This window comes from Flavobacterium magnesitis (genome assembly GCF_041729735.1).
GTDB lineage: Bacteria > Bacteroidota > Bacteroidia > Flavobacteriales > Flavobacteriaceae > Flavobacterium > Flavobacterium magnesitis.
Map to the genome: position 1 here is coordinate 381,299 of NZ_JBCFQK010000001.1, position 15,446 is coordinate 396,744.

Sequence of the window (15,446 nt, forward strand, 5' to 3'; positions counted from 1 at the left end):
TCTTTGCGTAACTCTGTGAAACTTTTGCGAATCTTTGCGAAACAAATTTCTCGAACAAAATTCACAAAACTTTAGCACAATAAGCGGCAAACTATCCTCCAAAAACCTTTTAAAATCCTTTGATTTCGAATACTTTTGTATAGAACCTAAACTGAACAAAAATGGATAAAAAAACAATTTCAACAGCGGCTTTACTCGGAATGATTGCCATAATTTTAGGTGCTTTTGGCGCTCATGCACTAAAAAAAGTACTCAGCATCGAACAATTAGCCACCTTTGAAACGGGAGTTCGTTACCAAATGTATCACGCCTTGTTTTTATTATTCATTGGATTAATTCCGAATTTAACTCTGAAAGCAAAAAACATCATTTATAATTTAGTGCTTTCGGGAGTGCTGTTATTCTCGGGTTCCATTTATTTATTAGCAACAAATAACCTTACTCCTATTGACTTTAGATTCATTGGTCCCGTAACACCTATTGGAGGACTATTATTAATCAGTGCCTGGACAGTTTTGCTGTTTAATATCATAAAAAAATCAGATAAAAGTTAAGAGCCTGTTTAAAATTCATCAAAATTAATTCCCCAAATCCCTAAAGGGTGTAATTTTGATGAATTTTGAATAAATTTTCCACCCTTTAGGGATAGGGAAATAAAATTTATTTTTTTAATAAATCTAAACAGACTCTAAGTAAATAAAAAGTTTTGCCACGGATTTAATGGATTAAAAAGATTTTAAACTAAGTAGAAAATAATCCTTGCTAATCTGTAGAATATTGTCAAAATATCATCCAAAAAGCTTATCAATTTAGCCATTACTTAGTACAGATGTTTTATCTTTATAGAAAGCTAAAAGCCAATAAATTCAATTACTCATGAATACTAATTATCCTCTTTCACTCGAAAATATCGGAATTAAAAACGCCAAAATTCACTATCAATTAACGCCAGACCAATTGCACGAAATGACCTTGAGTCGTGGAGAAGGAACTGAAACTGCAACAGCAGCCTTAGCTATTAATACGGGGAAATTTTCAGGTCGTTCGCCTCAGGATCGCTTTATTGTAAAAGACAGCATTACTGAAAACGAAGTGTGGTGGGGCGACATCAATATTCCTTTTGAATCTGCAAAATTTGACGCTTTATACACTAAAATAACCGACTATTTATCAAATAAAGAAATCTTTATTAGAGATGCTTATGTATGTGCTGATCCTAATTATAGATTGAATGTTCGTGTGATTACTGAAACACCCTGGGCGAATTTATTTTGCTACAATATGTTTCTCAGACCAGAAGCAAAAGAACTGGCTGATTTTATAGCTGATTGGACTTTAATTTGTGCTCCTAGTTTCTTAGCTGATCCTATAACGGATGGAACACGTCAGGAAAATTTTGCGATATTAAATTTTACCCGAAAAGCCATCATCATTGGTGGAACTGGATATACAGGCGAAATGAAAAAAGGGATTTTCTCTGCTTTAAACTTCATACTTCCTGTTTTTAAAAATGCCTTATCGATGCATTGTAGTGCCAATGTGGGAGAAGATGGAGAAACCGCTATTTTCTTTGGATTATCAGGAACTGGAAAAACAACACTTTCTGCTGATCCAAACCGAAAATTAATTGGTGACGACGAACACGGTTGGACAAGCGAAAATACTGTTTTCAATTTTGAAGGTGGCTGCTACGCCAAAGTTGTCAACCTGAATGAAGAAAACGAACCTGATATTTTTAGAGCCATTAAAAAAGGAGCGTTACTAGAAAATGTAGTTTTAGAAGAAAATACAAATGAGGTCGATTATACCGATATTTCGATTACGCCAAATACCCGAGTGAGCTATCCTATTGAATTTATCAATAACATTCAGCCCGGTTCTATTGGTACCAATCCTAAAAATATCTTTTTCCTAACTGCTGATTCCTTTGGGATTTTCCCTCCTATTGCCCGATTGACTCCGGGTCAGGCGGCTTATCATTTTATTTCGGGATATACTGCAAAAATTGCTGGAACCGAAGCAGGAATCAACGAACCTCAGCCTAATTTCTCGGCTTGTTTTGGAGCGCCATTTATGCCTTTGCATCCTACAAGATATGCCGAAATGTTAAGCAAAAAAATGAAAGATGCCGATGTAAAAGTTTGGTTAATCAACACCGGATGGACGGGAGGTCCGTACGGCACTGGAAACCGAATGAAATTAAAATACACCCGCGCTATGATTACAGCGGCTTTAAACGGCGAACTAGACCATGTGAAGTATCACAATCACGCTGTTTTTAAAATGGCTATTCCTGAATCTTGTCCTGAAGTTCCTGCCGAAATTTTAAATCCCAGAAACACCTGGGAAGACAAAAACTTATACGATACTAAAGCAATAGAATTAGCTCAAAAATTCAAAGCAAATTTTTTACAATTTGAGTCGTATGCTAATGAAGAAATTCTTGCGGGAGCTCCTGAAGTGTAAATTCTTCTTTTTTATAAAACAGAAAACCCGACAAGTATTTATGTCGGGTTTTGGTTTTTTATGACTGTCTTGTCCTAAAATAGGTTTACACAAAAGTGTAAACCTATTTTAGGACAAGACACTGTTTTATTCTTTTTTCAATTGTTCAATTGTTTGTTCAATCCAGTCTTTTTGGTTGGTTAAATAATATTTAGGACTAATTCCAATAACTTCAAATTCTCTTTGTTTATTATATCGTGTCATTGTGCAACCTAATTCAAAATTGAAATTTGGTGTATTAACTTCGCTTATTTCCCCGTATCCAACATAACCACCAGAATTTTCGCCAACTAAAATTGTTTTATCACTTTCTTTTGCCCAAAACAAAAGTGTTTCACAAGAACTTGCACAATATTTATTCATTATTATTGCAACTTTAGTAGGGTTTTCAAAAATTGAGTCAAGTTTTATTATTTCACCTTTGCTTCTCGCTATAAAGGTTTTATTTGGCACAGATTTCATGTTTTCAATCTCATCTGTTATTTCTTTAAATTTTTTTTTGTCAAAATTTATTGTGTCATTTTTGTTTTGTTCATACCATTCGATACTTTTTCGGATATTCTCTTTTGTCGAGTAAACATCAACATTATCGTCATAAAATGGCTTTGTATAAATATACTTTAATAATGGTCCTACGCAAGCATCACTACCACCTCCATTATTTCTAACATCAATAATTAAATAAGGTTTTGATTGAATGATTGAATCGTTTTTTTGTAAAACTCATTAATCTTTGCATACAAATTACCACTAAAAGTTGGTATAAACAAATAGTTTGTTTCACTGTCTATTTGTTTAAAAATCAGTTCTCTTTCGACGATTAAGATATAAGATTTTTTATTTTTTAATTCTATATTAAACCAACTGTCATTTAAAACGCCATCTTTAAGCCTAACATTTGTATAATATTTTATTGAATGGTTACGTAAATACATAAACATATCAAATGTATTGTTACCTACTTTTTTTAGTTCGAACTTGACTTGACCATTTTTCCACAAAAGAGTTTTTGAATTAATAATAATCCCGACATAATCTCTAAAAGTATTTTTATTTTTTACTATTGCTACTCTATAAGTTCCATCTTCTGTTTCATATACATTTTCAATTCTTTCAATTTTATTTTTTGGTTGAAATTTTAAATCAATAACTTCTCTTTCTTTATAAATATTTGAGTTTAAAAAATTTTCTACATTTTCATTATTTGTATCATCAATATTTTCGCTATTCTGATATATTGAAGAATGATTATCCTTGAAAAACTCTACATATTTTAAAAGAATTTTATAACAATCAGTTTCTTTATTACAGTAAATTTTTGTTTGTTCTATTAATTCTTTTTTAATTTTTTTGTAGAATTTTAAGTTCTTGTCATCAACATTATCAATAAATCCAGGAAGATTTTCTTCATAATAGTTTATGACAAAATTTAACTCATTCTCGCATTTACAATTTTGAGCATTTAAGTTTAACGATAAAATTAGAATTATTAAAGTGTAAAATAGTTTCATTTTAGTCTGCGTTATGTTTGTCAAAAATTGCACACAACTTGTATATAGTAATAACATAGTCACTATTATACACCTAAATTCGGGTAGATTGCAGCTAATTTATAGCATATTATTTTTTTTGCTAATATATAAATAAATCCTACAAAAATTCAGCTCATTATATTATTTGTGCATTATTTCTCTCAAGGTTTCAAGCTGGATTTCTAGTTTCTGGATATAGACGTTTTTATCAATTGCGTCTGGCTTTAGCCAGATGATTATGATTTGTAAAACAATAAGGCTTTAGCCAAATCTTTATGTAGATTTCGGCTAAAGCCTATTAAATATTTTAATTTTAAAACGGGTTAAAACCCGTTTCTATTGATTTTTATAAAAGCCACAGAACTGTCTGCCAGCAGAGAGTTTTCAAGAATTAAAAAAGAGTAAACTACACAGAAAATAATCTGTGCTAATCTGTGTAATCTGTGGTTAAAAACTAATTTACTTTTTAGCTGCATCAATCAGTTGCTGAATGCTATCCCAGTTGTAATAATGAAACGTCATTCCGTTGCTCATGGCTACAAAAAGTCCGTTTTTATAAGCTCCACCTAAGTTAACATTCGTTACATCGGCGCCATCACATTCTACGGTAGAAGTTGGAATTTCGGCTAATAATGGATATTCATTTGGATTTCCATTGGCTCCTTCTCTTGGATACACCATAAAAGTATTGGCTTGCTGATTGGAAACCAAAATATACCCTTCGGTAGCTGACTTTTTATAAATGGCAATTCCTTCATTATCTGATTTAAAATCTTTTTGACCAAAAAGTGCTAATTCAGTATCGTTTTTAGCGGCTGGATCAGCAACATATTTTCTGATTCCGAATTGCTCGTCGCAATATAAAATAGTACCTAATTCGTTATCCACGGCAATAGCTTCAATTTCTTTTTTGCCGCTGTAGTTACCAAATTTACGCACCACATTGGCACCAGCATTTCCGTTACCTACATCGGTCAATTCGTATTGCCATAAATAACTTCCCGACGGACCATTTTTTCTACCTACAACAGCAAAAATTTTCTGATCACTAGGGCGTGTGTACAATGCAATTCCCATTGGCGCACGCATTGCTTCGCCTTCAAAAACAGCAATTCCACCATTATCTATTGGTTCTAAATCTGGCAAACTAAACACACGAATGCTATTGGTTTCACGCTCAGTGGTAACAGCTACGTCCACTTTTTTACCATTTATTACTAATCCGTAAGCAATATCAACATTGTTTGGTCTTTGTAACACAATAGATTTCTTGATGATTTTCCCTTGTAAATCAAAAGCATACAACCCACCATCGGTATCTTTATCAGTACCAATAATAATGCTTTTTGTAGCATCTGCAGGGTTGATCCAGATAGCAGGATCATCAGTATCATGAGGTAATGCTTGTGTGACTACTGCTGGTTTTAAAGCATCTTTTCTAACTGCTGCCAATTTGCTGCCGCAAGAGGCTACTGTTAATCCTAAAAGGGCAATGGCTATATATTTTGTGTTCATTTTTATTTCGTTTTTTTAATTGTTGTGGTGTGAATTATTTTTCCGTTAACATCTACTACTTGTGCCAATAAATTCAAATCATTTAAGGAGAAAGTCATAAAACCAGCTGTTTGTGCAGCAAATAAAGTTCCCTCTCTACTTCCTGTAGGACGGACTTCGCAAGCTGTACCCGACAAAAATTGGGTAGTGTAACGTCCTTTTGGTTTTATAATTTGCAAGTCATGTTCGTGACCGCAGAAATAAGCATCTACTTTATATTTATCAAACATAGCAGCAAATTTCTTTTCAAAACCCTTAGTATCAGGATTGTCTTTTCGTTTTCCTCCGCTATATAATGGATGGTGTCCTACTACAATTTTCCACTTGATAGATTTATCAGTGTTAGCTAATTCTTTTTCAATCCATTTTTTTTGAGCAGTGGTATCCTGAGCAATAATGTTCTCATACATATCCGATCCCTTTTCATGGTAACTATCAATAAATGGCGAAGTATCCATCACGACCATCAATACTTTATTTCCATCTTTCAATTCGAAAGTTTTAGAAAAATAAGCAGATGGCATGTGCCAACGGCGGCTGAGTTTAGAATAATCAATCTGAGCCTGAATGTTGCCGCGATAATCATGATTTCCTAAGGCTACATACCATGGATCTTGTAAATTATAATGGGTATAGATACTTTCAAAAGAAGCAATCCAGGAATAATCCTGAGTACTTTGCACACCATTAGGATAAAAATTATCGCCTACTGCAACCACAAAATCAGACTCGATGGTGGCAGCTGCTTTCCCCATTTGTTGCGCTACTTCTTTTTGGAAAAACTGTCCGTAACGACCAAAATCACCCATTAATAAAAAATTCAAACTCTTGCTTAAGGTTTGCAATTCCGGAATGTATCCGCCCTGATATCCTGAAAGTTCTCTTTCTTCTTTGGGTTGCGCTGTTGCAATGACACAAAGCAGTAAAAAGAAAATACTATAAATTTTATTTTTCATCATTTTTTTAAACGAAAAAGTGACAGGATCAAATAATCCTGTCAGCTTTATTCTAAATTATTATGTTAGTACTAAAAGTCAAATTTCAAACCAAAGTTAAAACGTGCCTGATAGTATTCTGCTTGTTTTGTATTAGCTTCAACACCTTGGTAATAACGTAACGGTTGGTTTGTTAAGTTATTGGCTTCTGCAAAAAGACGAATGTTTGGCGTGATTTTGTAAGCAGCATTAGCATCTAAGAAAAATTGTTTGTCATAATAACTATCCTGGTAGTCATCAGCTCCTAATTCATCTAAATAATCAGCAGCAAAGTTAGTAGAAACTCTGGCTGAGAAACGTTTGTTTTCCCATGATAATGAACCATTGAACATGTGTGGTGCTGTTCCAGGAAGACTGATGTTTCTTCTTTCGTTTCCGTCTTCATCCGCAATTCCTTTTGCTTCTGATTTAGTATAGGTATAGTTCAAATACACTCCGAATCTTTTTAGAAATTTACTTTCAAAGAAATCCAACTGACGTTGTAAAGCAACTTCAAATCCGTAAACATCTACGCTTTTTCCATTTCTAGATTGTACAAATGACCAGTTTTCACCTGTTGGAATTGGGTTGCTTTGATCTGGAAAATCAGTAGCAAACTTAGCTGTTGTATATTGGTTATCGCTGTAGTTGTAGATAAAATCATTTAATCTTTTGTAGAAAACACCTCCTGAAATCAAACCAACTGATTTGAAATAATTCTCAGCCATGAAATCATAATTATAAGAATAAGTAACATCAAGATCTGGATTTCCAGCAGTAATTTCCATATCAGCAGCAATGTTATTCACAAACGGAGCCAATGCGTAATAATTAGGTCTTGCTAAAGCTGTAGTTGCCGCTGCTCTTAAAATCAAGTCTTTAGTAGCATTGTATTGCAATGTAATACTTGGTAAAATATTAGTATAATTATTAGTTGTAGTGATTTCGCCTTCTAATTCTTCTTCGTCTAATACACGATTTCCAGAATAATCAATATGAGTTGTTTCTGAACGAACTCCTAACACCATTGATAATTTATCATTAAAATCCTGATCCCATCTTACATAAGCTGCATAAATATTTTCTTTAGCATTATAATTTACTGCTAAATACTCTGATGGATCTGCTTCTTTTTCGAATAAACTAGCATTGTTCAAATCTAGATTTCCTAAATAATTTGCTGAGGCAAAAGTTCCTGCTACATATTTTTCTCCTGGATTAAATCCTTTTCCATCAAAAAAGCTTGTTGGAACATCAGATAACGAAGCCATATTGTTATTGATTGGATCGTAAGTATAGAAAATATTGTTTCTCATTTTCTCTTTCATTCTCAATCTAAGACCTGTTCTAAATCTTCCTTTTTCACTTGGAATAATACTAAAAGGCACACGGATATTTACTTTGGCCCCAAATTCACTTTCTGTAGTCTCATCTGTGTTTTCAGACAATCCATCAAATTCTAGAGCATTCAATGCTTCTCCAGAAGATGTTACTAAAGGAAATTTGTGTTCTGAAAAATCCTGAGTCATAGCAATACCTGTTTGACGGTAATCTAAATAACGCTCGCCTGGACGGTATTCTCTGGCTTTAGAATAATTAGCTGACCAGTCTAAATCCAGTTTAGAGTTGATTAAGTGCTCTCCACGAAGTGAATAATTTTGTACACGTTGATCTTCTAATCTTCTGTTTTTATTTCGGTTGTTATCCACTCCACCTTTAGTTTGACGAGTTACACGTCCTTCATAACCCACGATGTTTTCTCCATCATAAATAGCTTCGATATCATCATAAGTCGTTCTAAAACGATTTTCTCTATCGTCTCTCCAGTTGTAAATTGCATTAGCAAAAATGGTATTGTTTTCATTGAATTTATAATCTAAAGCTATCGATCCACTTCTACGAATACGCTGTACATCATACCTTCTAATTTCTGAAGCTTGTAAATATTCGTTTCCAAATTCATCTCTTGTCCATTCGTTTTCAACATCATCTGAACCGTAATCTACATTATTATAAGAACCACTTACAACAGCTCCAAATTTATCATTGAAATAACGATTTCCGTAAACCAAACCAGCAGTATAAGTTGCTTTTTCTCGAATTGGCATAAAACCTCCCGCTACAGTAGCCGAAATTCTTTCTCCATTAGGAGTCGCTCTGGTAATTAAATTAACCGAACCACCAATAGCATCCGCATCCATATCAGAAGTTAAAGTTTTATTTACTTCGATAGTCGAAATCATATCTGACGGAATTAAATCCATTTGTACATTTCTATTGTCTCCTTCAGCAGATGGAATTCTGTCTCCATTCAAAGTTACTGAGTTCAATGATGGCGCTAAACCTCTAATGATGATATTTCTGGCTTCCCCTTGGTCATTTTGCATAGTAACACCGGGAACACGTTTCAAGGCATCTCCAATATTAGCATCTGGAAAACGTCCTACCTGATCTGAGGAAATTACGTTTCCAATATTTTTATTGTGTTTTTGTTGACTTAAGGCTTTGGCTTGACCTTTTAAGATATCACCCACAACTACTTCATTCAATTCTGTTCCTGAAGCTTTTAAAGCAAAATTTTGAACTGCATTTACACCTTTAGCAACTGTAAGTGTAGCTGAACCCGCAGCATATCCTATATAAGTTACTTTAACAGTATAAGAACCTTCCTGCACATTTAAGAATTCATAACGTCCGTTATAATCAGAAATGGTATATTTATTCATTCCTTCTAATTGAAGCATCGCACCTGGCAATGGCATTTTGTCATCGCCATCTAGCACTTTTCCAGATATAACCCCTCTCTGGGCATAACCAGCTAGTGCTAGTAAAAAAAACATCACGACTAAATAATTTTTTTTCATTGTTCTTGTTTTAATTAATTTTGAGGCAAAACTAGGCGTCAACCATTAATTTAAACACCGAAAAAAATTAAGCTATTGTTATCAATCCAGACTAAATAAAAGATTTTGATTACAATAAGATAACATTAGAAACAGAAAAATGGCTAAGCCAAGCAACAATCAACGGAAAGAAAGTCTAGATAAAAAATATCAAAAAAGTCCCAACACAAAAGATATATTTTTGCTCCAAGATTAATTTTTCTAAAACTGGCAGGAGTAAATCCGTAGAAAAACTTGAAGGCTGCCGAAAAATGCGATACATCTTTATAGCCACATTTGTACGCTACCTCACCTACATTTGAGACTTCGTTTTTAAATAAATCCTTAGCATATTCCATCCTGAGTTGGGTAACATAGCTTTTTATAGTAACATTAAAACAAGCTTTAAAACCTTTTTTTAATTTAAACTCATTGAGCGATATTAATCTCGAAAGTTCCGCAAGAGAAGGCGCATTTGTAAAATTTTTTTCTAAAATTAATTTGGCTTTCAACAGCTTATTTCTTTCTTCCTCACTTATTTGTTCCTTAGTTTGAGTTTTTTCCATCAAAGAATCCAATTGAAAAATAAGAAGCTCCTTAATCTTGGCTTCTATATACATTTTTTTCATGGCACCCTGATAAGTACAGTTTTTAATTTCGTGAATAACCCACTGAATTCCGGAAGTAAAAGGAGCATATTTAGGAGTTAAATATCCTGTTTTTTTCTGATTGATATTTTCAGAGAATTTTTTGTGAAGCGCCCAGTCCTCATTAATCAATTTAGAATAAAACTCAGGAGATAGAATAATCGACAGGTAATTTATTTCTTCTAAAGCAGGAATTTTAAAAGTAGCATTTAACTTAGAAGCATACAAAATATTGTGCGTGTTTTGGGTTGAAAATTGTTCGCTTTCTACTTCATCAATATGAGTTTCTATATTATCAGAACAAATAAAATTCATTACTATCGACTCGCCAATAATTTCGTTTTGAATAGTTTGCGGACTGGAAAGAAACATTTTAGTATCCAGAATTAAAATCCCTTCCGTAATCTGATTATGAATAGTAATTTCTTCGATCTTATCATTTTTTATAGTCATTCTTTCTTCTATAAAATGACTTTTCTGATTGTAAAAATCACCCAATTCAATTAATATGAGAGGTTCTTGATGTCCTAAAATTTTCGATTTGAATTTCAAAATAATAATCCGTTTTTACAAAGTAATAATCCGTTTTTCCCTATTCATCTTCTGGATGCTGATAGTATTTTTGCACAAATTTATTTATAATAAATCTAATTAAGAATAGATTTTCAATAAAAATACATATTAATCTAATAATGAACACAAAACTACTTTTTTCTACGGTAATTTTCTTACTTTACTTCGCTGTTTTTTCACAAGAAAAAAAAGCGAATGAAAAAGTGACGAAAACAGAAAAGAAAATCAAAAAAGACTTAGAAGAAGCGGAAGAGTTAAAAGATGTAAGTATCAAAGGGAAATCACATAAGCAAAAAGTAGAAACTAGCGGTTTTGCTGTTAATGTTATAGAAACTAAGGAAGCATCTTTAAGGAATTTAACTACTAATGAATTACTCGACCGATCCGTTGGGGTTCGTGTAAGACAAAATGGAGGATTAGGATCTAATGTTGAGTACAATCTTAATGGGATGTCTGGAAGTACTATAGGTATATTTCTTGATGGAATCGAAGTTTCTACTTTTGGTTCATCTTTCAATCTAAACAACATACCTCCCTCAATGATTGAGCGTATAGAAGTTTACAAAGGAATTTTACCTTCTCATTTAACTGGAGATTATGTTGGTGGTGCTATCAATGTAGTTTTGAAAAAAGATGTATCTCAAAACAATGCTACTGCTGCTGTATCTTATGGGTCATTCAATACTTTCCAGTCCGATTTAAGCGCAACCTATCGTGATAAAAAAACAGGGATTTCTTTTAGAGGTTCAGGTTTTTATACATACACTGACAATAGTTATGAAACATGGGGTAGATCTACAACATACGTGAATCAAGGTCAAGAGATTATTAGACCGTATCGAGCAAAAAGATTTAACAACGACTATAAATCTTTTGGAGGACGTTTTGAAGTTGGTTTTACCGATACCAAATGGGCCGATCAATTTTTTATTGGATACAATGGATCCAGTAACTATACTGAAATTCCTCATGGAACCACAATGGCAGTACCTTATGTGGGTCGATTTAATGAAACTGATGCACATGCTTTAATCCTAAATTACACTAAAAAAGATTTTCTATTAAAAGACTTGGCTTTAAATATTAATGCAGTACGAAGTAACAGAAGTACCTACATTCAAGATACGGTTGGACTTGCTTATAACTGGGATGGAAAAGTAAGAACCAGACCTGTCTTAATACCTGTTCTTGATGAAAATGGTAATGAACAATCAACAACAGATGCAAATGGTAATCAAATACCAGTAACTGAAACAATACATATACCATTAAATACACTTCAAGGAGGGCAACAAGGGCCAAAAACCATCACCAATACCGATAGAAAAATAACCAATGCCCGTTCTAATTTAGGGTATATGATTACTCACGGGCATCGTATTTCATTGAATCACAAATATGAATCAACAGATAGAAAAGATGAAGATTTATTGAATCCAGGTGCTAGAGACCTGGCGACTAAAAGTATTGTTTCTAAGCATATTATTTCAATGAATTATGAAGCAGAAACTTTTAATCGAAAAGTAAGAACTAATATTTTAGGAAAATACACAAACAATCGTACCGATCAAACAAGATATGAGATCGTATCTAACGGAGGTGCAAATACAATAGTTAAAAAAGACACGACTAGAACGGATTATAATTTTGGTTACGGAGCTACAGTTTCTTACAATATAATTCCCGATCTTTTTATTATTGGCACAACAGAGAACTCTTATATCATGCCTACTGAAAATCAATTATTTGGAGCTCCTGAAATCAATATTTTACCAAATCTTAGTTTAGATCCAGAAAAAAACGTTAACTACAACTTAGGCTTCCGTTATGGAGCATTGGATTTTGGTAAGCATAAAATCTCGTTTTATGCCAATGCATTCTGGCGTAATGGTTTTAATAAAATTACGCAACAAGTAGTTGATGCATCAGATCCTGAATTTGAAGAAGAGGATGCCGACATCCAAACCACCCGATATGTAAATCTTGGTAAAACACAATCAAGAGGTTTTGAAGCGGAAATCATCTACATCTATAACAATAGATTAAATGCTTCTTTGAATTTTTCCAAATTCAATAATGTATTCAAACAGGAAACAGACAATAATGGTGAGGCACATAGCTTTTTTGGTCAACAAGTACCTAACGAACCTTATTTTACAGTTAACGCCAACTGTCAATACCGATTTAATGATGTTTTCCAAAAGAAATCCATACTTAACGCATATTACACGATGGGATATGTAGGTGAATATTACATCGTGTGGGGACAACCTGACTGGTCTTTAACTCCAAACCAATTTATACATGATTTAGGTGCAAGTTACCGTTTTCCTTCTAAGAAATTAGTAGCTAGTATAGATATAAAAAATCTGTTTAACGCTGAAATCTATGATAATTTTCAAATACAAAAACCCGGTAGAGGAATCTATTTCAAATTGAATTACACTTTTAGTAAATTTTTATAATCAAATCAATAAATATCATGAAAAAAAATCTATTTAGAATAGTATTATTTAGTACCATTACAGCCTTAACATTAGGCAGCTGTAGTAATGATAACAACAACGATTCAGGAACTGATCCAATAGATGACGGTACACGTTGGATTTCATTAACAGGGTCTTTTCCTGACGCAACTGGAACCCCAGGTAATGGAGGTACACGTGCCTATGCTATCACACCAGAAAATGCTGCCAACCCAGACTATGAAGTCGATCTTTTTAAAATGAACGGAGCAGCTTATGTTGAAGGTTTTGCTTTAAAATCAAGTCGTACTGCACGTGTACAAGCATCTGAAGATGGTAAATTTTTATACAATATTCAATACACTGGAACAGAAGGTGGTGTGTTTAATAAATACCAAGTTTCGGGAGCAGGAAAATATGAAGAAGTAGGTTCTGAAGTAAATACCGCCTCTATTTTAGGAACATCTCCTCGCTGGGTTAAAGCAGCAGAAGGCATTGGTGTGGGTGTTTATGCAGGTTCTGCAACATTGACTTATGAAGGAACTGCCCCAAACTTTGTTTATAAAAACAGAGATAGTGAAGTAAAAATTGCAACAATAGATTTGAATGACACATATATTATTAATACTGCTATATTTAATTTTCCTTGGACAGATGAAGAAAGAGCAGCTGGTTATGGTGTAAGTCGTATTGATGTTCCTATATTAAATGCTGCTAAAAACAAATTATATATTGGTTGTAATGTAAGTAAAGTAGACCCTACAAAAGCTCCAACTATCGATGCTAATGGCCTACCTGTATGGCCATCTGATGCTGCTAACATTAATGGTACAAAAACTTTAGTAGTAGATTATCCTTTATTAAGAAATCCTAAAGTTATTACTTCTACTTTAACAAAAACTAACAACCACGGTTACCGTACCATGACACAATATGTGGGTACAGATGGTCATGTTTATCAAGCTACTGCAACTGGTGGTCCAGATATCTTACGTATCAGTAAAACAACTAATGATTATGATGCTTCTTACCATTTCAATTTGAATACAGCTTTGAGTATCACCGGTGCTCAAATTAAAGCTTGGAGATATGTTAAGGATGGGATCGCTGTAGTTTTATATACTATTTCAGGTACTGATGGTGGATATGTTGCTTTAGTAAATCTAACTGATAAAACTGCTACTAAATTAACTACCGAAATTGAAACAGATGCAGGATTATCTACAACATTAGGTCAATACCAAAACATTGGTGTTATTGGAGACAACGTATATCTTCCATTAACTCCTGCTGGAAAAGATGGTAATATTTATATTGTAAATACAAAAACTAAAGCTATTACAAAAGGAGCTAAATTAAAAGCTGCTTCTGGTAGTTTCTACTTAGGTGCTTACTAAGAAAAATAATTGAAATTTATTTTTCTTGATAATTATAAAAAACAAATCCCGACAAGTTTTAATTTGTCGGGATTTTGATTTTTAAAAAACTTATCCTTTTTTACATCAAACTCAAAATCTCTTTCTTAAAAGCATCGTACTCTCCTTGCAAAATTAATCCGTTATCAAGGAGTTTTTTGTAATTCTGAAGCTTGGCAAAAAGTTCGTCTTGCGTCAATTCGCTTGTAGGTTTTTCTACTGATGAAGCGGTATTTTCTTGTATAGGCTCAGCATAATTCGAAGCTGCTGGAATGATTTCAGCATAATGAGTTACTTCTTCAGTTTCTATTTCTTCCACTTCCTCAACAACTTCTTCAGGAGCAGCTACTGGGTTTTGGGTAGAACCTGTTTTTAAAATATCCAATTGTTCCTTAGCATAGGTAAAAATCTTTCGGGCTTGGGTTTTCGGAATATAATCAATCGAAACTGTCATATCCGTTTTTGTCGAAAAAGAAAACTCTGAACCTAAAATATTCTCTTTTACAAAAGTGCCTTCAATTTGATCCCAGGTGTAATCTACAAAATCCATCGAAAGACCTAAATTCTTAGGCTGGCAAATGATGATTCTTTTATTGGTCAAAACAATACTATCCGGAAAAACAGTGATTGCTGGTTTTTTCTGAACTCCTATATACCCTATTTCTTCATTTTTCATTAATAAATCATTCAGCTTTGAAGTGATTTTTTCGATAGCCTTGGGATCTTGCTCCTCGTTTAAAAACTTTTTAATTTGATCTTTCATTTTAGACTCGATTTATATTCAATTGGTTAAATAGTCATTTTTTACTTTACAAAAATAAGACCTAATTTCATAAATAGGAGTTAATTATTCCAACTTTACTTTACAAATATTTTGGATAAAATTACACAAAAAAAGC

At 33.2% G+C, this 15,446-nt stretch carries 11 protein-coding genes; 4 read left to right on the forward strand and 7 right to left on the reverse strand.

Annotation, left to right across the window (positions count from 1 at the left end; genetic code table 11):
* Nucleotides 1-161: 161 nt before the first annotated feature.
* A complete protein-coding gene (locus AAGV33_RS01580; RefSeq protein WP_373390148.1) occupies nt 162-554 on the forward strand; it encodes a DUF423 domain-containing protein in 393 nt (130 codons plus the stop codon).
* 322 nt (nt 555-876) lie between these two features.
* On the forward strand, nt 877-2,466 hold the full coding sequence (gene pckA, locus AAGV33_RS01585; RefSeq protein WP_373390149.1) for a phosphoenolpyruvate carboxykinase (ATP): 1,590 nt from the start codon (nt 877-879) through the stop codon (nt 2,464-2,466).
* 126 nt (nt 2,467-2,592) lie between these two features.
* On the opposite strand, the gene AAGV33_RS01590 is transcribed toward pckA, so the two are convergent.
* The 6 genes from AAGV33_RS01590 to AAGV33_RS01615 all read right to left on the reverse strand — a co-directional run bounded on the left by AAGV33_RS01590 (nt 2,593) and on the right by AAGV33_RS01615 (nt 10,646).
* Nucleotides 2,593-3,207 carry a S41 family peptidase gene (locus AAGV33_RS01590; protein ID WP_373390221.1) on the reverse strand — a complete coding sequence of 205 codons (615 nt, stop codon included), beginning with the start codon at nt 3,205-3,207 and terminating at the stop codon, nt 2,593-2,595.
* The gene (locus AAGV33_RS01595; protein ID WP_373390150.1) at nt 3,183-4,016 is read right to left on the reverse strand and encodes a hypothetical protein; all 834 of its coding nucleotides are present in this window, start codon (nt 4,014-4,016) and stop codon (nt 3,183-3,185) included. The genes AAGV33_RS01590 and AAGV33_RS01595 overlap by 25 nt, the downstream gene beginning before the upstream one ends.
* A 480-nt stretch (nt 4,017-4,496) precedes the next feature.
* Nucleotides 4,497-5,552 (reverse strand): phytase, encoded by a 1,056-nt coding sequence (locus AAGV33_RS01600; RefSeq protein ID WP_373390151.1) that lies wholly within the window; start codon nt 5,550-5,552, stop codon nt 4,497-4,499.
* A gap of 2 nt (nt 5,553-5,554) precedes the next feature.
* Entirely contained in the window at nt 5,555-6,550 is a 996-nt protein-coding gene (locus AAGV33_RS01605) for a metallophosphoesterase (protein ID WP_373390152.1), read from the reverse strand.
* Between the two features lie 68 nt (nt 6,551-6,618).
* Nucleotides 6,619-9,429 (reverse strand): TonB-dependent receptor, encoded by a 2,811-nt coding sequence (locus AAGV33_RS01610; RefSeq protein WP_373390153.1) that lies wholly within the window; start codon nt 9,427-9,429, stop codon nt 6,619-6,621.
* A 143-nt stretch (nt 9,430-9,572) separates the two neighbouring features.
* Nucleotides 9,573-10,646 carry a helix-turn-helix domain-containing protein gene (locus tag AAGV33_RS01615; protein WP_373390154.1) on the reverse strand — a complete coding sequence of 358 codons (1,074 nt, stop codon included), beginning with the start codon at nt 10,644-10,646 and terminating at the stop codon, nt 9,573-9,575.
* A 140-nt stretch (nt 10,647-10,786) separates the two neighbouring features.
* Between AAGV33_RS01615 and AAGV33_RS01620 the strand changes: the two genes are divergently transcribed.
* Complete coding sequence (locus tag AAGV33_RS01620) at nt 10,787-13,132, forward strand: TonB-dependent receptor (protein WP_373390155.1); 2,346 nt, start codon at nt 10,787-10,789, stop codon at nt 13,130-13,132.
* A 17-nt stretch (nt 13,133-13,149) separates the two neighbouring features.
* The gene (locus AAGV33_RS01625) at nt 13,150-14,529 is read left to right on the forward strand and encodes a hypothetical protein (RefSeq protein ID WP_373390156.1); all 1,380 of its coding nucleotides are present in this window, start codon (nt 13,150-13,152) and stop codon (nt 14,527-14,529) included.
* A 100-nt stretch (nt 14,530-14,629) separates the two neighbouring features.
* On the opposite strand, the gene AAGV33_RS01630 is transcribed toward AAGV33_RS01625, so the two are convergent.
* Nucleotides 14,630-15,310, reverse strand: a complete 681-nt coding sequence (locus tag AAGV33_RS01630) for a PH domain-containing protein (RefSeq protein WP_373390157.1) — start codon at nt 15,308-15,310, stop codon at nt 14,630-14,632.
* Between the last annotated feature and the right edge of the window lie 136 nt (nt 15,311-15,446).